Origin of the sequence: Vibrio sp. FF145 (assembly GCF_041439075.1) — a bacterium.
In the GTDB taxonomy this organism is placed as follows: domain Bacteria; phylum Pseudomonadota; class Gammaproteobacteria; order Enterobacterales; family Vibrionaceae; genus Vibrio; species Vibrio tasmaniensis_A.
The window spans coordinates 162,904-185,778 of record NZ_JBGONH010000001.1; the positions used below are offsets into that span (position 1 = coordinate 162,904).

The 22,875-nt window shown below is 42.9% G+C and carries 21 protein-coding genes and 1 pseudogene; 8 read left to right on the forward strand and 14 right to left on the reverse strand.

Annotation, left to right across the window (positions count from 1 at the left end; genetic code table 11):
- Positions 1-65: 65 nt before the first annotated feature.
- The gene (locus ACED42_RS00735) at positions 66-545 is read right to left on the reverse strand and encodes a hypothetical protein (protein WP_009847195.1); all 480 of its coding nucleotides are present in this window, start codon (positions 543-545) and stop codon (positions 66-68) included.
- 261 nt (positions 546-806) lie between these two features.
- On the opposite strand from ACED42_RS00735, the gene ACED42_RS00740 reads away from it, so the two are divergent.
- Positions 807-938 (forward strand): hypothetical protein, encoded by a 132-nt coding sequence (locus ACED42_RS00740; protein ID WP_017100407.1) that lies wholly within the window; start codon positions 807-809, stop codon positions 936-938.
- A gap of 505 nt (positions 939-1,443) precedes the next feature.
- On the opposite strand, the gene ACED42_RS00745 is transcribed toward ACED42_RS00740, so the two are convergent.
- The 3 genes from ACED42_RS00745 to ACED42_RS00755 are packed head-to-tail and all read right to left on the reverse strand — an operon-like array spanning position 1,444 to position 4,788.
- On the reverse strand, positions 1,444-2,169 hold the full coding sequence (locus ACED42_RS00745) for a DsbA family protein (protein ID WP_009847198.1): 726 nt from the start codon (positions 2,167-2,169) through the stop codon (positions 1,444-1,446).
- A gap of 10 nt (positions 2,170-2,179) precedes the next feature.
- Positions 2,180-2,707, reverse strand: a complete 528-nt coding sequence (locus ACED42_RS00750; protein WP_009847199.1) for a protein disulfide oxidoreductase — start codon at positions 2,705-2,707, stop codon at positions 2,180-2,182.
- Positions 2,704-4,788 (reverse strand): protein-disulfide reductase DsbD family protein, encoded by a 2,085-nt coding sequence (locus tag ACED42_RS00755; protein WP_371700972.1) that lies wholly within the window; start codon positions 4,786-4,788, stop codon positions 2,704-2,706. Before ACED42_RS00755 ends, ACED42_RS00750 begins: the two co-directional genes overlap by 4 nt.
- 839 nt (positions 4,789-5,627) lie before the next feature.
- Between ACED42_RS00755 and ACED42_RS00760 the strand changes: the two are divergent.
- A pseudogene (locus ACED42_RS00760) lies at positions 5,628-6,874 on the forward strand (lipase family alpha/beta hydrolase).
- 215 nt (positions 6,875-7,089) lie between these two features.
- Here the strand turns inward: ACED42_RS00760 and ACED42_RS00765 are convergent.
- The gene (locus ACED42_RS00765; protein WP_371700974.1) at positions 7,090-7,542 is read right to left on the reverse strand and encodes a septal ring lytic transglycosylase RlpA family protein; all 453 of its coding nucleotides are present in this window, start codon (positions 7,540-7,542) and stop codon (positions 7,090-7,092) included.
- Positions 7,543-7,849: 307 nt separating this feature from the next.
- Entirely contained in the window at positions 7,850-8,341 is a 492-nt protein-coding gene (locus tag ACED42_RS00770) for a VOC family protein (protein WP_029223140.1), read from the reverse strand.
- Positions 8,342-8,856: 515 nt separating this feature from the next.
- Between ACED42_RS00770 and ahpC the strand changes: the two genes are divergently transcribed.
- Both ahpC and ahpF read left to right on the forward strand, forming a co-directional pair.
- The gene (ahpC, locus tag ACED42_RS00775) at positions 8,857-9,414 is read left to right on the forward strand and encodes an alkyl hydroperoxide reductase subunit C (protein ID WP_017078889.1); all 558 of its coding nucleotides are present in this window, start codon (positions 8,857-8,859) and stop codon (positions 9,412-9,414) included.
- A 227-nt stretch (positions 9,415-9,641) separates the two neighbouring features.
- The gene (gene ahpF, locus ACED42_RS00780; protein WP_371700976.1) at positions 9,642-11,234 is read left to right on the forward strand and encodes an alkyl hydroperoxide reductase subunit F; all 1,593 of its coding nucleotides are present in this window, start codon (positions 9,642-9,644) and stop codon (positions 11,232-11,234) included.
- A 145-nt stretch (positions 11,235-11,379) separates the two neighbouring features.
- On the opposite strand, the gene ACED42_RS00785 is transcribed toward ahpF, so the two are convergent.
- A complete protein-coding gene (locus ACED42_RS00785; RefSeq protein ID WP_012604451.1) occupies positions 11,380-11,979 on the reverse strand; it encodes a LysE family translocator in 600 nt (199 codons plus the stop codon).
- 122 nt (positions 11,980-12,101) lie between these two features.
- Here ACED42_RS00785 and ACED42_RS00790 point away from each other — a divergent pair, with 122 nt between their 5' ends.
- Both ACED42_RS00790 and ACED42_RS00795 read left to right on the forward strand, forming a co-directional pair.
- The gene (locus tag ACED42_RS00790; protein ID WP_004736367.1) at positions 12,102-12,587 is read left to right on the forward strand and encodes an Lrp/AsnC family transcriptional regulator; all 486 of its coding nucleotides are present in this window, start codon (positions 12,102-12,104) and stop codon (positions 12,585-12,587) included.
- A gap of 482 nt (positions 12,588-13,069) precedes the next feature.
- Positions 13,070-13,654 (forward strand): hypothetical protein, encoded by a 585-nt coding sequence (locus ACED42_RS00795; protein WP_017098731.1) that lies wholly within the window; start codon positions 13,070-13,072, stop codon positions 13,652-13,654.
- Between the two features lie 60 nt (positions 13,655-13,714).
- Here ACED42_RS00795 and ACED42_RS00800 read toward each other — a convergent pair whose 3' ends face one another.
- The 6 genes from ACED42_RS00800 to ACED42_RS00825 form a co-directional block, all read right to left on the reverse strand.
- Complete coding sequence (locus ACED42_RS00800; RefSeq protein ID WP_029224030.1) at positions 13,715-14,116, reverse strand: globin; 402 nt, start codon at positions 14,114-14,116, stop codon at positions 13,715-13,717.
- A gap of 83 nt (positions 14,117-14,199) precedes the next feature.
- Positions 14,200-14,580 (reverse strand): VOC family protein, encoded by a 381-nt coding sequence (locus tag ACED42_RS00805; protein WP_009847216.1) that lies wholly within the window; start codon positions 14,578-14,580, stop codon positions 14,200-14,202.
- Positions 14,581-14,734: 154 nt separating this feature from the next.
- Positions 14,735-15,175: a redox-sensitive transcriptional activator SoxR gene (gene soxR, locus ACED42_RS00810; protein WP_009847217.1), complete on the reverse strand. Its 441-nt coding sequence runs from the start codon at positions 15,173-15,175 to the stop codon at positions 14,735-14,737.
- A gap of 164 nt (positions 15,176-15,339) precedes the next feature.
- A complete protein-coding gene (locus ACED42_RS00815; RefSeq protein WP_371700977.1) occupies positions 15,340-15,861 on the reverse strand; it encodes an NADPH-dependent FMN reductase in 522 nt (173 codons plus the stop codon).
- Positions 15,862-16,186: 325 nt separating this feature from the next.
- Entirely contained in the window at positions 16,187-17,749 is a 1,563-nt protein-coding gene (locus tag ACED42_RS00820; RefSeq protein WP_371700979.1) for a glutamate synthase-related protein, read from the reverse strand.
- 202 nt (positions 17,750-17,951) lie between these two features.
- Positions 17,952-18,509, reverse strand: coding sequence for a DUF1439 domain-containing protein (locus ACED42_RS00825; RefSeq protein WP_269336082.1), 558 nt, complete (start codon positions 18,507-18,509; stop codon positions 17,952-17,954).
- 284 nt (positions 18,510-18,793) lie between these two features.
- Between ACED42_RS00825 and ACED42_RS00830 the strand changes: the two genes are divergently transcribed.
- A complete protein-coding gene (locus ACED42_RS00830) occupies positions 18,794-20,137 on the forward strand; it encodes a sigma-54-dependent Fis family transcriptional regulator (protein ID WP_269336084.1) in 1,344 nt (447 codons plus the stop codon).
- Positions 20,138-20,227: 90 nt separating this feature from the next.
- On the opposite strand, the gene ACED42_RS00835 is transcribed toward ACED42_RS00830, so the two are convergent.
- Complete coding sequence (locus ACED42_RS00835) at positions 20,228-22,018, reverse strand: hypothetical protein (RefSeq protein WP_269336086.1); 1,791 nt, start codon at positions 22,016-22,018, stop codon at positions 20,228-20,230.
- A 400-nt stretch (positions 22,019-22,418) separates the two neighbouring features.
- On the opposite strand from ACED42_RS00835, the gene ACED42_RS00840 reads away from it, so the two are divergent.
- Positions 22,419-22,805 (forward strand): thiol-disulfide oxidoreductase DCC family protein, encoded by a 387-nt coding sequence (locus tag ACED42_RS00840; protein ID WP_269336088.1) that lies wholly within the window; start codon positions 22,419-22,421, stop codon positions 22,803-22,805.
- The last annotated feature ends 70 nt before the right edge of the window (positions 22,806-22,875 follow it).

The following is a 22,875-nucleotide window of genomic DNA, read 5'->3' on the forward strand; positions in this document are numbered from 1 at the left end:
AACATGCCAACCCTTTTCAATTGAGAGTTCATTCCGAACTCCCCTATGTTTAATTCTACTTATGCTTAAGCTGTCTTTTCTTTCAAGTTTGATTCTTGTTTATCATCAAGCGCAAAGTAGATCTTCGATACAATTACTTCAGCAATGAGAATCGTAAATACCACGGCGAAGAACGCCACTACACCATTCCAAGGGCCTGTAAAGCTCACCTTCTCGCCGAACAATAAGTTAATCGCTTCTAGCATCACGAACTTTGAACCCACCAAGATGATGTAAGTAGTGATGGCGCGATAAACCTTAGGCCCGGTACCCGGTTTACTTTTGAAGTGCTCAGCAATCTTGTGCTCTAAGCCAATAGAGAGCTTCAACAATAACTGCAGTAATAACGCTGCTATCAAAGAAATAGTGAAAGACTCAATGTTGACGAAGTCCCAGTACTCATCGAAAAAGTTAAGTACCACTAAGTCCACCAGCACAGCTAACGTGTAACCTACAAATAGACGTTGTGGTGTGTTGAACCCGTAAACTTTGTCTGATTTAGTCATTCTGTCTCTCTCTAATTTGATAAGTCGCCTTGATTTGAAATACATCTTAGCGCTCGAAAAGGAGCAAAACTTACCATTTTGTGACACCACCAATAATCATTATTCAAATTAATGATTCGACAGAAATCCCCCTTCCTTCTCTTATAGCAATAGCAAAAACACACCCAATTCATCACTGTCACCAAATGGCCATTCTTCAAATGCTGCCCCCATATGATGACTCCATCAGCGACACACACTCATTTCCAAAAGGTGCAGACTATGAAAAAGCTAATCACTAACGTGAACGTATTTAACGGTGTTGATAACAACTTAATCGAGAGCGTATCAGTCCTCATCGAGGATAACTTGATCACCCAGATTAGAGAAATTAACTTCCATTCTACGAGTTAGTTTCCGTTTTTCGAGTTAATTCCCACTCTATGAATCAATTTACATTCACGTATTACCAACCCAAATAACAACCACACAAGAAACAAAATTGAATATCAACCTGTAAAAATTAAACATAAACAACCTCTAATTACTTCGTAAAAAATACAGAGTAAAGGGAATTATTTCAGCATGGGAAACTCTAACTAAATGTTAAGTGATAATTTATCTGGAGGTGCTATTTTAATATAACCTTGTCAACCCCACGCCCTTAAATTGCACATAAGACAATTTATAAAAGTAAATACTATTAATAATTTTTTGTAATCAGGAATTAACAATGAGACTGTTGTTGTACTCGACATGTGGTGTTCTGAGTTTTCTAGGCATATTTGGACTAGCTGCGTTGTATATTGTTTATTAATTTGTAATCTACTTTTACAATTAATATTTAAATGATATAAAGCCCTAATCAATAGGGCTTTTTATCCATCAAAGATAATAATTAAGTTATCGTAAATTTATTCTATTTACTTTTCTCTTCTAGCTTAGCCTTTACTATTGGATATAGTTTTTCGTATGGCAAGTAGCCGGGGAGCAATGTTCCATCAATTAGCATCGCTGGTGTACCCCGAACACCCAGCCTCGTAAATAAGTTATAGTTTTCAGCAACTTCAATCGCTATTTCACTGTCTGAAGAAACATAATCGGTGGCTTTGTTCTTCTTCGCTACTTTCATTATCGAACGAACGTTGTGAATACCAGGCTTACTGATCAACATCTCTTCAACTGCTTTGTATTTTTCTTTGTCATTGTTCCAGACATTGAGTCCAAAAGTTGCTGAGTTCAATGGCGAATCTCTCTCCTTTAGAGGGATATAAATATTTATCACCTTGATGTCATTAGGGAACTCATCCGCTATTTTTCGAAGAACAGGATCTAATTTTTTACACCACGGGCAACTAAAATCAGTCATATTTACGATCGTCAGTTTTGGATGTTCGGAACCATACCAAGGGTGATGTGGGTTGTTATAAATAAAGTCATGACTCTCAACTAACGTTTTATCAAAGCTACTTTGTTGATCTATGTAAGCAGCTAGACTGTCGTGAACTGAATCGATAATACCTTCGTTCGTTTCTAGCATTTGCGTTATCTCGGCAATTTTTTCTTGTTTTGTCATTGCGAAAGTGACGGGTGAGAAAGCCAGAGTAACCAATAGTGTGATGATGCTTTTTGTAATGAATTTCATATTTTTCCCATTAATACTTAGCTAACCAAAGTCGGGCTGCGATACCTATTGGCGTAGTAATTCCTGAAGTAACACTTGTTACTTTTCCATCATTAATAACAATGAGTGTTGGCGTTAAGGAGATTCCCCAATCGCGTGCAATTTTACCTTGAGTGTCATTAATGTTGTCGTAGCTATACCCTTTAGCATTCATATAGCGTTGAACTCTTTCATCTTTACCCGAAGTCAGTGATACACCAACGACGGGATAGCTCGATGAAAACCAATCAACCACTGGCGTCACAAATTTGCAGGCGACGCACCATGTCGTCCAAAAATAAACTAATACCGGCTCTTTCTTACTCATCTCTATTACATCTATCGGTTTACCGGATAACGACATCCCAACCATTGGCGGAACGTTCTGCATTGGAACGTCTTTTGTACGCCAATAATCAACACCAAAGACCACGACCAATGCGAACAAGGTATACAGTAATGCCGATCTCAACTTCTGCTTTTTGGACTGAGGTTTTGCCTTAGCTTTTTTTCTCATCATTCGTCACCACCTTTTGCTTTCTCAATGGCTTCCATCACCGCATCACTGGTTAAGATGACAGGAAGCTCAATACCTTCCGGAGCGTTAGGGCCATAAACCATGTTGAACGGAACACCGAAACGGTTGTGATCTTGTAGGTATGACGTGACACTATCACTTGGGACTGTCCAATCGCCCTCCATCGGCACTACATCACCTTCAGTCAATACGCTGTAAACAGGATCTTGTAAGAGAACCCCGATCTTGTTTGCTTTACAAGTCACGCACCAATCAGCGGTAACATCAACGAAAACTACTTTGTCGTTAGCAACATGATCATCAATGGCTACGGTCGACAAAGCTTCCCACTCAGGTTCTGGTGGCAGAATTTTGGATGTTGCCTTCTCGACAAATAACGAGGCAGAGATAACACTCAACAGCAGCAAGGCAACAGCACCCGCAGTCTTGATTCCATGCACTTGAACCAACCTGACAAGCAATAGGCAAACACTGACCGCCAGTATTGCGTATAGCCACAATTGAGGGACATGAGGTCGAAGCAAGCTAAAGAGCCAAACGCTAGTGATGCCGAACAGGTATTTAACACGGTTCATCCATGCTCCTGGTTTAGGCAGCGCCAAAGCTATCGATGGGAATGCAGCAACGATGATCCATGGAAGTGCCATACCAACGGCAAGTGCGGTGAAAATACCAAACATCGTCGGGATAGTCGTGGCAAGAGCAAATGCAACGGCTGTCCCAAGAAATGGAGCAGAACATGGCGTAGCCAATAGCGTTGCGAACATGCCTTGTGTAAAGTGTCCGACGTAACTACTGTCTCCCTTGGTTGCCATCCACGTATTGGTATTCGATGAAAGACGGATCTCGAAAAGCCCTAACATGTTGGCGCTGAAAAGGGCTGTGACGATAAACATCCCACCGATAAACCAACCGTTTTGGAACTGAATTCCCCAACCGATAACGCTGCCTGATATTTTTAACACAGCCAAGAAAGTGGCGATTAACCAGAAGGATGCGAGGATGCCACTCGCAGATGCAAGGAATTGGAACCTAACCTGTTTTCTTGCCATGCGTTGAGCAGAAATAACCCCACTCAGTTTCATTCCAAGTACAGGGAATACACAGGGCATGATATTGAGAATCAACCCACCTAATAGCGCCAAAAGCACCATACTTATCATAGAGCTATTACCCACTATGCCGTTGGTAACAGTGGCTGGGTATTCTGTAATGAAGTCTTTGTCTTTGATGCTGACACGAATGTGTTGGTTGTTGAGATCGGGTGTGCCCATCCAGCTGCTTACGTCATAAGTCGCAATGGCTTGGTTACCTTCAATTTCAATGTGAGGAATACCAAATTCAGCATCTTGCATTTCATCTGAATCACCATCCACGATTATATCGGGTGCAGTCCAACCAATTTTATGTGTAGCAATAACTTGAAGTTGCGACTTGTGAGCATCCCAAATCGTAGATGTACCCTCTACAAGCGGTGAGTCTTTCGGCACTTCGCTCATTGCTTTTGCGTAGACAAGCATCGCGTCGTTATTCACGGTCATCTCACTTGGGTTAAACACCAAGTTGATGTCAAAATCCGTGAGAATACATATGGTGGTGCATGAAGACATCGTCAGCACTGCATGGAGCTCAACAGGTTTGTTCATATCATCAATATGAAGATTCATCGGAAAGATGATGTTGTGCTTGTAGCCTAGCGTATCTATGCCGAGCAAGTTGAAGCGTTGAGGAAACTTCCAAAACCATTGCAGTTGCGAAACGTTCTTAGAGTCAGCCCATTTAATTTTGGGCGCAATGCCTCCTTCGCCAGGACTTCTCCAGTAAGTTTTCCATTCATCAGAAAGGTTCACTTCCAGATAACCCGCCGCGGTTTTATCTTCTTTATTAATTTGTCCTGTCATGACAAAACGCGTTTCTACATACGGATGTAACTTGTCTTGCATCCAACCCGTTGTAACAGGAGTCATCGATTCGCTCGCACTTGCGTTCACAGTGAATGTTGAACACAACGCAACGAATAGCCAAAGCACAACAAAGCGCAATGACATTTTGCTTTTAGGCATGTCTAATTTTTCCTTAAAAAATGAATAATATGAGTGTTAGTTAAACGCTCTTATTTTCATTCTTTAAAGACACAGATCTTGAGATGGATGCGCCTACCTTTGTGGAGGATTGGCTCAGTGAAGGGAGGGAAATACGGGACAGTACTTAGCAACCACAATACGACGACAACGAGTATGAAGTACGTGAATATAGCTTGATCATTGACTTGGTGGTGATCAAAATTTATCAGATGTTCTGATAACTCACATTTTTGGACGGATTGGCCGTCTTGGGATTGAGATGCCCCATCAATAAAAACGCCACTATCGCTAATCTTGTTTGCCTGCACGGCAGTAGAAATAGCAGAATCACTGTTGTCATAATTTACTTTGCAGCCTTGGATAAAACTCATATTACTGGCGAGACAGAAACAGATAACCCAACCCACTAATAATAGTGCGCTACGAGTTAGCTGATGTGTGTTTCGACTTGAGATCATATCTAAACTGCAGATGTCTTGTTATGGTAAACGTAGCAATACGACTTAACTAAAATAATAAAGTTCAATTTTTTTCTTAATGTCGATAATTTTCATGAATCAAAGCGATTGAGAATCGTAAAAATCATACACCAACAATCAGGGTCGGAAAGACAATCAGTATCGAAAAGACAATCGACATCAGCCATACCGCGGTCGAGCAGTGTGAACTAAGTAAACTCGGACCAAGACAATACATGCTCAGGAACAACGTATGACCTAACTCTCTGTTTTCTTGCTAGTATTAAACTCATGCAGTTTGTTTATGTATAAAATTGTTGATTGAAGGACGAAGCTTATTGAGATGGGGATGAGATTAGAATGAGGCGATTACTTACTGCAATATTTTTCAGTTCAGCATTGTTACTCAGTTCAGTGCTATCAGGGTGCAGCAATTTTAGAAATCTATCGAATGAAATAGACGCAATTGATGCCTATACCGACCAGTACCAAATCATTTTGACCGAACCAGCGTCGGGCTCAGCCGTCGTTATTCAACAGATAAAAGATATCAATAAAAGCGAAGTTGATGGCTACGACGGCATAATAGATAGCGACAGTATTCAATTGCAGCTATCTAGAAAAATACACTACCTACTTGTCTTTGATGATAAAAACCAAGATTTAACCCTACAAGCTGACGAACCATTCAGTGTCGTTAATCTGCATGATCACCAAGACAATTCTACAGTAAGAATTTCACTCGCCATTAACGAAAACAAAGCGCCCAGAGCCTTTGTTAATCACTCATTGTCCTCTTTACTGAAAGTGGAATTGGATCTTGTCGATATAGGCACCGTTGTGAGTTTAACGGATCCGCCCTTTAAGCGAGAAAACGCTAAGCTCGGCATGTGGCAGCCAGTAACATTCTTTTTTGAAGGGAATGCTGGACTCTACTTTTGTCGGAATACGACCCAACTAAAATCCCTATCCTATTTGTACATGGTATCAACGCAACCGCTTTAGATTTTGCTCCATTAATCGAAAAAATCGATCAATCTAAATACCAAATATGGGTATTCAACTACCCTTCTGGCTTATCTCTGATTTTAAGTTCGAAAGGCTTAAATAACCTGCTGCATACCATAGTGACTGAATACAAGATCCAACAATTACACGTGGTGGCACACAGCATGGGCGGGCTGATCGTGGCAAACAGTGTTCGTCAGTGCCAAATCGGGCAGTTGTGCAATTTTGTCAGCAGCATCACCACCATATCTTCCCCGTTTGGTGGTGTGGCATCCGCCAAGCAAGGGGTTGAATACTCCCCTATCGTGATGCCAGCCTGGGTAGATTTAAATCCAGACGGAAAATTTATCGCCGAGTTATTTGGTAGTAAAACTAAAAACCATACCCCGCACTTTTTAGCGTTTGGATACAATTCAGGGGAGTTATTTAATACCAACAATAATGATGGCGTAATTGACCTATCAAGCCAGCTTTCGCGCCCAGCTCAATTAAACGCCGACCAAATTCTTGGTTACGATGAAAACCATTTAAGCATCTTAGACAACGACGACTTGTTTGAAGATCTTTCTGAGTTTTGGTTGAGAGCCGAACAGGAGTAAATACTGGGCGTATTGGATATGGGTGAATCAACCTCAAGTATTACTGATAGCAGATGCTGATTAAGGAGAGGTTAGGACGGGACTTGTTATTTGAGCTTACACGGATTTGTCCAAATCCACTTTAGTATCCCCCAGTAATGCCCCCCAGTAATGCCCACACAAAAAAAGAATTGGTATCTCTACCAATCCTTTTAGTTCCACATACAAGCGGAGTCTTAGTGCTTATACCTAAAGGTATTACTGTCATCAACAATCTCAATTTTGACAGGCACAGTGCCTTGCTTAACGTTACCTATTTGTGCAAATGCCTTGTGAGAAAGGTCGATCACTCGGCCTTTTACGTAAGGGCCTCGATCGTTAATTTTCACATCGACCGACTTGCCATTGTCTGTATTGGTCACTCTCACGATCGTCCCAAAGGGCAAGGTTTTATGAGCCGCCGTATAAGCATTCATATTATACGTCTCACCACTTGCTGTGAGTTTTCCATGGAATTTATCGCCATACCAAGAAGCTTTACCCACAAGAGCATGTGACTTGGCATAGTCCTTTGTTTTAGAACTGCCGACAGCCGACGTCGAGGTACATCCGGCTAATATCATAAGAATAAGAGCGGTAAAGATGATATGTCGTTTTTTCATGTGATTTGGGAACACTAATCTCTGCATGTTTCTCTATTTTCGTTGTTGTTGGTTAGCAATATTGAGCTGAGTATAGTCACAACTCAATCAAGGCTACCATTCGGTATGATGGCGCAATGTTTTCATGAACAACGCTTTATTCCGTCATATTCATGAAAGGTTTTATCTTCAAAACGTCAACTTTAGCAACGCCTTAAATCTGTACCTTTCTTAATCACTTCATATAGATAAGTCACTCAACCAAACATCCAAAAACAAAAAAGGATTGGTATCTCTACCAATCCTCTTTAGGGGGTGTTTCGGTTTTCTACCTTATGACAGGCAGGTAACGCGATTACTCGTAATCAGTCGCGTACGTGTCTTCGTATGTGTGCGAGTAGAATTCGAATAGGTTGCCAAACGGGTCTTCTAGATAAACCATTTGCGCTTGTTTTAGTTCGTCTTCTGGGTGGTAACGCATGATGTCCATACGAACCTTACCGCCATACTCTTCAACACGCTTAATAGCTGAATGAAACTGCTCTTTTGGAAGTTGCAGACAGAAGTGGAAGATACCTAGGCGAGAGAAATCAACTTCGTGACGCTCTTGGCGATCTTTCATTTCGAACAGCTCAACACCAATACCATCAGAAGTTACTAGGTGTGCAATGTTGAAGCCTTTAAAGCCTTCACCGAACACAGCGATACACATACGGCCGATTGCTGATTCGCGCTCTTCCATCACTTTAGTGTTGTTCATTACGATTCTTAGACCCAGCGCTTTCGTGTAAAACTCGACTGCTTGATCCATGTCACCCACCATGATGCCTACGTGATTCATTTTCATAACTTACTCCAAATTCGTTTTTAATTCTGTGCGTTTCGAAGACTGGCTTCGATGTTTCGTTTCGATGGAGAGAGTATATGGAGATGTAACGATTAACTGAAATTATCATTAATTACATTAATGATAATTTTTTGTTATTTACAGATTTAGCATCAAATCCCAGCTCGCTTAAAGAAGCCACGCCTGACCTTGCCTACTTGCCTACTTGCCTACTTGCCTACTTGCCTACTTAGATACATAGATACATAGATACATAGATACATAGAGGCTTACGTGAATAGAGATAAGCCGAAATAGAGAACAGCCTAAAGAGCATAGCTACCCAAATAGAACGTGGCCCTAGTTTGATAACTTTTATCGATAGTTTTTGTCGATAGCGATCTTCTTACGAAGATAGGATTTGCCTATTGAATCTATAGAAATGTCCGATTTCACTAATTTTCGGTGCGAATGCAATATATCTCCATCGACGCGGGATAGCGTTAAACACTACAAATTAGAAAGAGAGTCGAATCATGATCAACACAGAAATCAAACCATTCAACGCAACAGCATTCAAAAACGGCGAATTCGTAGAAATCACTGAGCAAGACGTTAAAGGCAAGTGGGCTGTATTCTTCTTCTACCCAGCAGACTTCACGTTTGTATGTCCAACTGAGCTAGTTGACCTACAAGACAAATACGCAGAGCTTCAATCTCGCGGCGTAGAAGTTTACTCAGTATCAACTGACACGCACTTCTCTCACAAAGCATGGCACGATACTTCTGACAAAATCGGCACTATCGAATACTTCATGGTAGGCGACCAAACAGGCAACATCACAAATAACTTCAACGTTATGCGTGAAGGTCAGGGCCTTGCAGACCGTGCAACTTTCCTAATCGACCCTGAAGGCGTTATCCAAGCAATGGAAATCACTGCTGAAGGTATCGGCCGTGACGCTGAAGACCTACTACGCAAGGTTAAAGCAGCGCAATACGTAGCCGCTCACCCAGGTGAAGTTTGCCCAGCTAAATGGAAAGAAGGCGAAGAGACTCTAGCGCCATCTCTAGACCTAGTAGGCAAGATTTAATCTAAGCCTAGTTCAAACAAGAACAGCTAAGAAATAACAAGTAAAACAGAACAGTTAAACAGTTCTACAGGCGCGCTTCGGCCCCCTCCTAAAGGGCAGTTGCGCGCCACCCTTTCAAAACATCAACACCACAATATTTGCCGACTTGCGCCCCCTTTTTATTTTCCTTTTTCAGCAAGAAGGTATTGGTCAATACCAAGACACCGAATTTAAGAGCAGGCACGATTATGTTAGATCAAGCAATGAAGCAGCAGCTAAAAGCATACCTAGAAAACCTAAAAACCAATGTTCAGTTAGTGCTGAGCCTTGATAGCAGCGACACCGCAAACAAACTTCAAGATCTGGCGAATGACATCGCGTCTTTAACCGACAAAATTGAAGTAACTCGTGATGATAGCGTAAGCACGCGCAGCCCAATCATGCAGGTAGTGAACCAAGAGAAAGGCACCGCGATCGGTTTTGCTGGTTTGCCAATGGGTCACGAATTTACGTCACTGGTTCTAGCACTGCTTCATAGCGGTGGTCACCCTATCAAGCTTGAAGCGGACGTAATCGAGCAAATTAAAGAACTCGATCAAGAGCTTAATGTAGAGATTTTTATCTCGCTCTCATGCCAAAACTGTCCAGAAGTGGTTCAAGCCTTCAACATGATGTCGGCGATTAACCCTCTAGTTAAGACAACGATGATTGATGGCGCAGCATTCCAAGACGAAGTGAAGTCTCGCGACATCATGGCAGTACCAAGCGTGTTTATTAACGGTGAGCTATTTGGTCAAGGCCGTATGTCACTGGCTGAAATCCTTAACAAAGTCGATTCAGGCGCAGCAGAAAAGAAAGCAGCAAACCTAAACCAACAAGCACCGTTTGATGTATTGGTTGTCGGTGGTGGCCCTGCGGGTTCTTCAGCCGCTATCTATGCGGCACGTAAAGGCATTCGTACCGGTGTGGTTGCCGACCGATTCGGTGGTCAAGTGATGGATACGATGGCGATTGAGAACTTTATCTCAGTGAAAGCGACAACTGGCCCTAAGTTAGTGGCAAGCCTTGAAGAGCACGTAAAAGAGTACGGTGTTGAAGTGATGACTGAGCAGCGCGCTGCAAACATCATTGCGGCAGAAAACGCTGAAGACGGTTACATCCACGTAGAGCTAGAGAGCGGCGCAACACTACGAGCTCGCACGGTTATCACAAGTACCGGTGCTCGCTGGCGTGAAATGAACGTTCCGGGTGAGCAAGAGTACCGCAATAAAGGTGTAGCTTACTGCCCACACTGTGACGGTCCTTTATTCAAAGGTAAGAAAACAGCGGTTATCGGTGGTGGTAACTCAGGCATCGAAGCGGCAATTGATTTAGCGGGTATCGTTGAACACGTAACCGTACTTGAATTTGCAGACACACTGCGTGCCGACCAAGTGCTTATCGACAAAGCGAACGCAACACCAAACATCGAAATCATCAAGATGGCGCAAACAACGCAAGTGATTGGTGATGGCAACCGCGTAACCGGTCTGGAATACAAAGACCGCAACACGGATGAACTTAAACAGATTGAACTAGCAGGTATCTTTGTTCAAATCGGCCTGATGCCAAACAGCGAATGGTTGAAGGGTTCGAAGGTAGAGCTTTCACCACGCGGTGAAATTGAAATTAACGCTCATGGCGCAACATCAATGAAAGGTGTATTCGCAGCGGGTGACGTAACAACCGTACCTTACAAACAGATCATCATTGCAATGGGTGAAGGTGCAAAAGCAAGCTTAGGTGCATTTGACCACCTAATCCGTAACTCAGCTCCAGTTAAAGAGGCTGAAACGGCTTAAGCTTCAAACTTAAAAGCTTCTAGGCTTAAAAGCTTTTAGCTCAAGTTCCTTAAATATTTGTTAACTTATTTCTTTACTGTTAACGACTTAGTCGACATTTAGACACCACTCCTATGGATTTAGGAGTGGTTTTTTTCTTTGTGATTTATGCCGGTTGATAAAGCATAAAGGCAACCACCATCGCTAAGCTTCCACCCAAGCAACGGTTCACAAACATCATCTGTTTTGGTGATTGCAGTAATTTTTTCAGCATGGTGCCGCAATACGCCCACACCAACATGCACGGCACACCGGTAATAACCATACCCGCGATAATAGTCACTACTTGGATCAAGTAATCTGCATTCGGGGTGATGAACTGCGAAAACACGGTTAATGAAGCAATCCAACCTTTAGGGTTCAACACCTGCACCAACACACCAGACATAAAACCTGAACGATTATCAGTCGTGCTTTCTTCGATTTGCATGTTCGCAATCGACCACGCCATAAACAGCAAGTAAGCCGCACCCGCGTATTTCAAAATGTTATAAAGATCTGGGTAAAGGGTAAATAGACTCACCAATCCGACACTGGATCCTGCCAGTACGATGATGATGCCAACAGCGTTCCCAGAGATAAAAGGTAAAGTCGCAGCAAATCCATAACGACTTGAAATCCCAAGTAATGCGATATTGCCTGCCCCAGGTGTAATTGCAATTGATGTTGAAAATAGCAAGAACGCCAGCATTAATTGAGAGCTCATTTCCTCTCACTCCTAATAAGTAAAGTATTTATACGGAGAGAGTTTACAGATTCGACTAGGAATTAAATTGCTATATAGGCTAATATTAATGCAAATTTGAGCAAGACTTTCCTAAAAACACCATGAAACAGAAAGAATCCACCAAAGAAGTGTTAGATGACACAGATATCGCCATCTTAGAACATATCCAACAAGACGGACGCATGAGCAACAGCAAGCTCGCAGAGAAAGTGAACCTCAGCGAAACCCCATGTTGGCGCCGTTGGAAACGCATGGAAGAGACGGGTTATATCGATGGTTACGCCGCGAAGCTAAACCGCAAAAAGCTTGGTTTTCATGTGGCTGGTTTTACTCTTGTGACCTTAGGTAACCATGAAGTAGAAAACACAGAACCGTTTGAAGAGTTTGTCGAAGTAACCGATTGGATTCCTATGTGTCACTGCATTGCAGGCGGCGCCGACTATATGATTCAAGTGCTAGCGAAAGATTTGGAAGAGTACTTTGAGCGTATTAGCTCGATCAGGCGAGTAAAAGGCGTGAGTGCGATTCAGTCGAATATCTCGGTTAAAGAGTTGAAAAACAGCTATAAGTTGCCTCTTGGGGATTAGCTTGAGGCTTCAAACGCTACTAGTATGATATTAACACTATTGATTATCTGATAGGCGTTCGTTGGACCAAGGAGCTCAACAAAAATTGGACTGCTCACTTTTAATCCGATTATCGTAACGTGTTAGAACCCTCGGCCAATCCAATGCCAACCCAACATTGGTCATTTGGATTTAATTTCAATTAAAACGTAAGCCTCGAATGATTCTTATCTCTGGTGATGACCTCCGTCGCCAGAGGTTTTTCTGCGTGAAACATGCACCGCCCTCCCTCATAGAAAACCCATTAAATCATAGACTAACTCTCGCACACCGCGCATTTGATCCATCTAAAAAATTGTAATTTTAGGTCATGGAAATACAGGCTTATGTTTTGAGATATTTAATCTTCATTTAATCTTACCACCGCCCATTCGAACAGTGTTTTTTATTTTGAAAATGCCGCTAAAATCCTCTCCCGAAATTTACAAACCAGAGTAAAAACAATGAAAAAATTAGTCTTAGCGGCTCTTACGATTGCCTCAGTTACGGGGATCGCATCAACTTCAGCTTTCGCATCAAACGAAATGTACACATTAGGTGGTGTAGGTATGGATAGCGGTGACGTTGGCGCTCAATTCACGTTAGGTAGCCAGATCGTTCAAAGCAATTGGTATATTGAATCGACGTTACTTGTTATCAGCACTGACGATAAGTCTACTAGCTATAATGGTGACAAGGTGCTTCAAACAGAGCAAGAGTTCGATTCTTTAATGCTTTCATTAACACCTATGTATAAGCACAGCTTCAGCGAAAACTTCGCTGTTTATGGTAAGGCGGGCGCGTTTTACGCACACTCAGATACCAAATTGGTGTTCCGATCTAGCGATAATAATGAAGTCCACAAAGGGTCCCATGGTGATTTTGGCTTAACTTACGGCATCGGCGCAGAATACAAGTCACTAAAACCAGTTTTCGGCCACTCCAAGTTTGTGACTCGAGCTGGATTTGATTGGTATGAGTTCGGCGGAAGTACTGGTTGGTATACCGCTGAGTCGGTACTGAGTATCCAAGCAGGCTTTACCTTTTAATTGAGTCGATAAAAAAGTAAGCCTCTTGTTGTGTGGGGCTTACTTTGTACATTTTTTGATTCAGACTACACACTCTTTCTTCATGATAGCAAGTCCTGTTTCCAAGGTATGTGCCCAAGCTTGTTCGATATTTTCATCATAAAGTGGATCGTATTTTTTAACCGTATTGAGCAAGGAATTAAACCACTCGTTGAGCTCTTGCTCAGAAATATCCATGCCTAAATCTTTATGTCGCTTCCCAAGCTTTCTCACCGAGTTTCGTACGCTCGGCAGACCTGCAGAGTTATAGATAAGGATGATTGAAGCTTTAAGCATCTTGGTTTGTTGCTCTAACCCTATGTTTTCAAATCGCTCTGAAAACCTAGGGTTGTGTTCGCAGAAGTCCGCCAAAAATGTTTCTAGAAATTCTTCATCGATCCTGCAACGCTCAAAGCTTTCATAAAACAGTTCATTAGGTGTCATTTTGTTGGTTCTTCGCATTCGCCAGCGATCCTTAACAGTCCATGTCATCTAAGTATAAGCCATTATGGTATAAGTATACGCCACTATGGCATAAAGTGAGTTGCACAGATCTTGTTTCCATCAGGATCTCGCAAATAAGCCATGTACAAGCGACGCTCGTCAGAACCTCTCGCTCCGGGGCCATTTTCAATACTGGTACCGCCATTTTCGACGCCAACACGATGCCACTCATCTACAACTTCTGGGGAGGATGCAAGAAAACCCACCGTCATACCGTTGCCGTGAGTCGCAGGCTGACCATCAATCGGCTTCGTTAAACCCAACACACCCGTTTGGCTAACGTAAACACAGCGCCCTTTGGGATCAACAGAACCTTCGCTATAACCAAGCACTTTCATGATTGGGTCATAAAAAGCCTTCGCGCGTTCAATATCTTTGGTACCGAGAAAAACATGGCTGAACATAACTAACCTCTTCTTTTATTGAAAGAACCACATAAACTAGACCTATAATTCGTGATTGTCTAGGCACGCTATTCGGCCACAACTGTTGCTTAACCCATTGAGTAAAAGCTAAAACTTAGCCCGTTGCTCCATGTCTTTCAGGAACTCAGTTAGTCTAATCAACAATGCGTTGTGCGCCCTGTCCTTGGTCATGCAGAATATCTTCAGGGTTCAACAATTGGCATTTCTGCATACTCAAACACCCGCAACCAATACAACCAGTTAGGTTTTCTTGTAGCGATTTAATCTGCGCCATTTTACTGTCGAGTTGCCCCTGCCACTTCTTAGCAACGCGCTCCCAATCTCGCTTAGTCGCGGTATGGTTCATCGGCAGTGTCGATAACTCTTCGGTGATCTCTTCTAGCGTGAAGCCTATCGACTGTGCGACTTGTATCAACGCAATTCGTCTCAACATCGCCGACTGATACCGGCGTTGATTTCCGTTAGTGCGAATCGAAGCAATCAACCCCTTGGTTTCGTAAAAACGTAAGGCCGAAGGAGCCACGCCACTGCGCTCTGCCAACTGGCCTATGGTGAGGTATACGATGTTTCTCATTGTTACACTATCCTTGAGATCATAAATATTTAAAGCTTACTTTAACTTTAGAATAACGACCTATTGTTACCTTAACCAGTTAATGTCCTTAAACTTTGACAACGGGCGCAATGAAAAGAAACCACGCAAATTGCTGCTTTGTTTTATTGTCGTGTTCTCGCTCTCTAAATCTGACTCATGATCGATTTCAAGTTCTCGGCCATCTCGGCATTGATGATCTCACCCGTTTCTACATTAAAGTTGTCGTAGAAACTTGGTACCGACATCGACCCCTTCACATCAGCATCAAAGTAAGGTGCCGAATTTACCGCAGACGACAACACAGAGCTTGCGCCACCGGGGCCTGGTGATGTGGAGAGCATCACAACAGGTTTGCCTTGGTACACTTTCATGTCGATTCGTGATGTCCAATCAAACACATTCTTAAAGGCTGCGGTGTATGAACCGTTATACTCTGCAAAAGAGATGACGATAGCATCTGCTTCGCCAATCTTGCTAAAAAAGCGCTGCGCGTGTTGATGAACGCCAGACTCTTTTTCTCTGTCTTCACTATAAATAGGCATCTCGAAATCATTAAGATCGAGCACCTCTACTTGTGCGCCCTCAACTAAGCTTGCGGTGTACGCTGCCAATTGTTGGTTAATCGATGCTTTACTGTTGGTCGCGCCAATCGCTAATACTTTCATTGTTGATCCTTGTTCATTTTTCTCACCTTTTTGCACTCATGACTTCAATTACGGAGCTCAAAGTTCATAACTGAAGATTCGTAACGTCTGTTTGATAACATCAAAACCTGCACTAGGCGACAAGGTGATAGATTGTGTTTTTGGATTGGAGAGGATGATAAAACCTCAAGTTAACTTGAGGTAAAGCGATATTTTCAAAAAATAGGAAATAATTTAAAAAATACTTATAAATCAGTTAATTACTAAAGGCTAACGTAGATTAGCATTACACAGACAAAAATAAGCACACCCAAAATACAGTGAGTGTGCTTTATCGAAATACTATTTACTTAAGTTGGTTTAATGGACTGACACCAGAGTAAGCGACTCCAGATAGCTCGGCCATTTCGCGATTCCATGTTGCTAGATCGTGAGGGTTAAACTGATTCAAATGGTCATGACCGCACGCTCTCGCCATCACTTGCATCAATTCAGTCGAGGCTTCGAAGAAGTTCTTCAATTGATTCGATGCCTTCTCGACATTTAACCGTTGGCGTAAATCGGCTTTTTGAGTCGCGATGCCCGCCGGGCAATTATTGGTATTACACATTCGGGCAGCAACACAACCTATCGACTGCATGGCACTGTTCGAGATAGCGACACCATCTGCACCAAGCGCCATCGCTTTTACGAAGTCCATCGGAACACGAAGCCCACCAGTAATGATTAAGGTGACTCTGTCACTTACGCCTTGTTTATCTAGATAGGCTCTGGCACGAGCAAGCGCTGGAATGGTTGGCACACTAATATGGTCACGGAACATTTCTGGCGCCGCCCCAGTACCACCGCCTCGACCATCCAAGATGATGTAATCGGCACTAGCATCAAGTGCGAACTGAATATCCTCTTCAATATGATTAGCACTCAATTTGAAGCCAATTGGGATCCCGCCAGTCACTTCTCGAACTCGGTCGGCGAACTTTTTGAAATCCTCGACGGTTTTTAGATCAACAAAGGTGGGTGGAGAAATCGCGGCTGTACCTGCTTCAATACCGCGCACCTCAGCTATCTTGCCAATGTTCTTCGCCCCAGGTAGGTGACCACCGGTTCCGGTTTTAGCCCCCTGCCCACCTTTAAAGTGAAAAGCTTGGACATTTTTGAGCTTAGATTCATCGTAACCAAATTGTGCGCTGGCTAATTCATAAAAGTAACGTGAGTTCGCGGCTTGCTCTTCGGGTAACATACCGCCCTCTCCAGAACAGATACCTGTCCCTGCGAGTTCCGCGCCTGTCGCCAACGAGACTTTTGCTTCTTCAGACAAAGAGCCAAAACTCATATCGGACACAAACAACGAGATATTCAATTTGAGCGGCTTTTTCGCTTTGGGCCCAATAATCAACTCAGTACCCACAGGCACATTTTCAAGCAGAGGTTTGGTCGCCATTTGAGCAACCATCACCTGAATGTCATCCCAATGAGGCAATAGATATCTTGGTACACCCATAGAGGTCATGGGCCCATGATGCCCAACCTTAGACAAGCCATCGCGCGCCAGTTGATGGATAAACTCGACGGTAGGTTCTTCTTTGGTTGCGCTCGCAGCAGGAGACAAGTCTGGCGCAGCCGCTTGGATGTGAACCTCTTGGCCTTCTTGCCCCACTTGTTCCGCCGTAAACTGTTTATGAGTGCCATCACAAAAAGGGAGGTTGTTTGAATATTTACAGCGGCATAGGTACGCGTCGCCGTTTTCTTCGGCCACAAAACTCTTAGGTTTAAAGCCAGTTCCGGCATGAGAACCATCACAAAACGGTTGGTTTTTCGATTTACCACAGGTACAGAAGTAATATTCTTCCCCTTCTGTTAGTTCCACTTTGATTGGCTTGTTATCCGCTATTACTGGATTATTCATAGTTCGTTCACCTTTTCTTTCTTATGATTTGATGACTGAAGCGATGACTTGCTCACAAGAGTAAAGTAAAGGTGAGATGCCTGGCGAATTCAATAAATGAGATAGATTGATAAGTTAGTGAACCGAATCAACACAAACAAAAATGGCCACCTAATCGGTAGCCATTGTGTTTTAAATATGAGTCTAAGCTAAACGTGAAAGGTTAATCGAATAACTCGATGACCAGCTTATTGTCTTTAATCACTAGATTGGGTTCCGATGATTTAATCAACGACTCTTGCACTTTATTGCTGTCGAGTTTGTAAACTGGCGACTGGGACAAAGCAAAACCAATCATAGAAACGGCAGGCTTAAGTAGTTTGGCAATCTCTGGCGAAAGCTGTTTATCTTTTTCTTCAAAGCGCTCTAAACGCAGTGATTTCAAATAAATCTCGCCGCTCTCTTTGTCGTATTCAGGAATCGCACTGAACTCGATATCCAAGTCCAACCCCATATTGGGCATGTTGAACACCTGAACTTTTGCATTGGTGTTCGCTAAAACAGACACACGCTCGATATCAGCTCTACCAATCTGCACCGCTAAATCATCAACAGCGACTTGCGCATACATAACGTTTTGCACACCGACTTCTTGTTCTAACATCACCGAATCTTGCAGGTAGTTCGTCATTTCTTGTTCAGTCACACTGTAGCTAACACAACCGCCGAGCATCAGCGCAGAAGCTGCTAAAATGAACTTTTTTGCTACGTTAATTATCATCAATATCAGCTCTTTATCGTTAGTGATTAGCGCGGGGTTTACTGTGTGTTCATCAGCAAACAAAAAGTAAAAACACGATATCCGTGAATATATTTACTAATAGCATGAATATCAGTAAGTAAAGCACCAGATTAACTTTCTCGCTTGAAAAAATGCCCACTTGTCAGCTAAACACCGTCAAATTTGTGTACTCGAATTAATTGAATTTACCTTCTAAGCTTATGGGATATTTAGGGGGCTTACTGAAGGTTTGACATGGAGTCGAAACATGAAGAGTGAGCACAATGCCATCAAAAATAGTATCACCTGAGCCTATAACTCGTTCCGTGATTTTGTTATGCAACACCGCGTGCCTGCACCATAGTCAGTGGGTAGAGGAACTGCGCCTCCATAACTGGGAAGCTCAAGTTGCAGAAACGACCAAACAGGCCATTCATCTACTCAACACCTGCAGTGACAGCTACGCACCCATTGTGGTTTCCTACCTAACATCCTCCTCAATCGACAAACAGTGTGAGCAAATTGCAACACTGAGGGAGCACTCTCCAAATTTAAAAGCGATCGCTATCTGCAACCAACCACCAAGCCGCAGCTTATCGCTCATTAAACAAACCTTTTGGGATTATTACCACCTCCCTATTGATACAGAATGGCTTTGTCGAAATTTAGGGCATGCATATGGCATGGTAGACACCAAGCAAAACAAACCTAAGCCTTCCTCGTGCCATGAATATCAATTGGTGGGGCAATCCAGCACCATCCAACAACTTAAAAAGAAGATAACTAAGATCGCTAACAACGATTTTCCAGTACTGATTCAAGGGGAAACAGGAACCGGGAAAAGCCTATGTGCGCGTTTAATACATGAAGCCTCAGCGCGTAGCCAGAAACCTTTTATCGCCGTAAATTGTGGCGCAATTCCACAATCCCTAATTCACTCCGAGTTATTTGGTTTTGAAAAAGGCTCATTCACGGGAGCAAACAAACGCTACGTCGGACATGTAGAAAGAGCGAATGGTGGCACACTATTTTTAGATGAGATCGGCGACCTTGAACTGTCGCTGCAAACTTATCTGCTCCACTTTCTTGAAAATAGCTCGATAGAGCGGCTCGGTAGTAACAGCCAATTACCCGTAGATTGCCGTGTAATTTTTGCCACCAACGTCAATATCGAACAAGCCGTTGCTGCGGGTAAATTTCGAAAGGATCTCTTTCATCGGATCAATGTACTTCCATTAGACCTAGTACCACTCAATGATCACAAAGAAGACATTGAAGATTTGGTTCGATTTGAACTGAAGCACAATTACGCATCCAAAATCAAACTGCCTAGTGACACCCTTGAGCAAATGAAACAGTACCACTGGCCGGGCAATGTCAGAGAGTTATTCAACTGCATAAAAAGAGCGATTGTTCTTTCTAATTCAAACGCTCTCTCTACTCGTCATATGGGGATTCAATTGAAAGACGCGTCTCCCGACACTGAGTGTGACACTCGACTTTCCTCAACAAATGTCCGGCGAGTAATTCAACAACACCACTACAATATTTCCCAATCCGCTAAAGCATTGTCTATTTCTCGGACAACCTTATATAAGCTCATTAAAAAACATCAGATAGCCATTTAAGTCGCCTAGTTAATTTATTACCTAATGAAAAAAGCAGCCTAACGAACTAGGCTGCTTTAGAAGTTAAGTGAGTACAATAAATGAAAGTACTTATGGCTCAGGTACAGTAAATGGGCAAACATCGCAGGTTGCAATATTCGATGTTTCCATAAATGCTTCTTGCAAGAACAGCGAGTCAAATGTTGCTGTCACTTGGTTCGATAGCATTCCGTCTACTCCAGAAGGCAACACATTTGGCGCATAAGTTTTGGTTACTTGTGTACACACTTGACCAATCGCATCACCAAAATTCGGTATCCACTCACCTTCACCCGTTTTACAAGCAAACAGTTCTGGATCAGCACTTAATGCACTACACATATTACCAACACCGCATGTAGTCACATCCTCAAGATCATCACACGGTAAAGCGAAGTCGAGGTAATAACTGCTGTTGACGACTTCGGTAGGTAAGTCAGAACGGCTCAAAGAGTCATCCTTAGAATCCACCAGCGATTCAATGGCCAGTGGAATATCACCGGTATTACATATTTCAACATCATAGGTTTTCTTAAGCACAACTTGACCGCTATCAACCTCTAAGAAGCTATTACATACCTTAGAAATATCAACCATCGGGCTCAAATCTATTGGTGGGCAATTGTAAGCCACAGGAGCTTGAGCATTCACGATAAGCCCGTCAAGATCCACTGAACCATCGATCACACCAACGGCACCATTATTTACAGACAGATAATTACCCATGAATGAGAATGACTCACCAACACTCCACACTTCATCGCCGTTACCAACCACTGGAAGCGCACCTAAGATTGGAGAATCCGATAAAAAGGCCACTTCGTAGTCACCATTGGTGCCTAACGAACCAGGACCAGTGTTGGTCACCGTCACGGTATAATCGATGTTGAACATGCCATCAACCGTAAAGCTGGTTGTATCACAGGTCGCCGCTATACTGATGCTACATAAACTGAATGAGCCGACAACGAAGTCAGCCAACGATGCATCAATCGAACGAGAAGCACGTGACTCCACTAGGAAGCTACTAAAACAAGGAATATCCTCAATACCAAACTCATCATTCAACAGCGCTGACAAATTCAATCGACCTTCCACAAAGCTCTCTGTTGGAATAGTGGTTGTTTCACCTGTTTTAGCTAAATAGTCCCAACCTTGTACATTGGGTAGATCAATTGCCCCGATAGAGTCATCATTTGAAATCGCACATATCTTCTCGACACCGACAGCACCACTGCCACATCTTGCACCAACGAAATCATTCGATTTGGGGTCACCGTCTGTTTGGAAAATTCTCGTCATATTGTTGGTGACATCACCATTATTTAAATCCCACTGCAACACTTCTATATAGGGATTTCCGCCACTCGCCTGAGGAAATGAAATCAGCACAAGGATATCGCCATTAACATGTTCCCCATCAAACGGGCCCTTAGTTGAACCTAAAGGAATGCCCACTTGGTCTTGTAAGAACCAGAAACCAATGTACATATCACCATTGTTGGCATATCGGTCTGCACCAAAGTAAATCAGCAAGTCACCTTCGCTTTCAAAAGCAGCGGCATACGCATTGGTAAAGTCATCTTTTGGTTGTGGTGACGCGGTACGAAATGCCCAATCTGTAATGTCGGAATCATCTTTTGATCCCCCCTTCCAAAAGATTTGGTCGATACCGTTACGGTCTTTTTGGAAAAATTCCGCAATCCCGACCATGCTGTTAGGGTCATTAACGTCGTCCCAATCAATACCACTATTATCACTGGTCGCGTTGCCATCGAGTTCCATCACATCAACGGTAGCCCACACCAACTGGGGGCTACTAAACAACAAAAGCACACTAAGTAAATAATTTATAACCTTCATGTTCTCTCTCCATTTGTCCATACTTATGCTTTTAAGGTTTTCTGCCATGCCCGAACTGGAGAAAACCTTTAGCAATTCGTAAGTTCGATAGAGCATATTCCAAGCCAAGTTCAACTAGCTGAATTGATTGATGTTTATATATTGAAGGCGCGCCTTTATTGGACGCTTTGTTATCATTTGTCCATAAACCAGAGATTTGACCAAACAATCAAGGACTTGGAAGGATGAACAAAGTGTCTAAGTCAGACACCTTTAGAGCTTTGATACGAGGAGAGTGATCTTTAAAAGGTACAATCACGTAGCCATTGCTAGATTATTGAATAACAAGCGATTGAATTGACGGGTGCCGACTTAACGGGTAACTGAAGGTTCAGGTCGTGAAATTATAGGTGAACAGACGATGACACAACTTACGATATTCTACGATGGGACATGCCCATTGTGCGCAAAGGAGATGGCGGCACTTGCAAAGCATGATGTCGAGAATAAGATTCAAACCATCGATATCTACAGTGAAGCCTTTTCAGACTACCCTCAAATTGATGCCGACGCAGCCAACACCGTTTTGCATGCACTGGATGAGAATGGAAAACTGCTGCTAGGTTTAGACGTGACCTACCAAGCGTGGCGCTTAGTAGGAAAAGGCTGGCTATACGCCCCATTGCGTTGGGCGATATTTAAGCCAATGGCAGACTGGTGTTATCTGCGGTTTGCCAAGAACCGATACAAAGTCTCTTTCTGGTTAACCGGAAAGTCGCGCTGCGATGGTAACAGCTGCTCAAAATAGTACTTGGCTAAGACATACCACTTGCGACTTTGTAATACACCACACCAAACAGCGCAGCAAAAACTAAAAC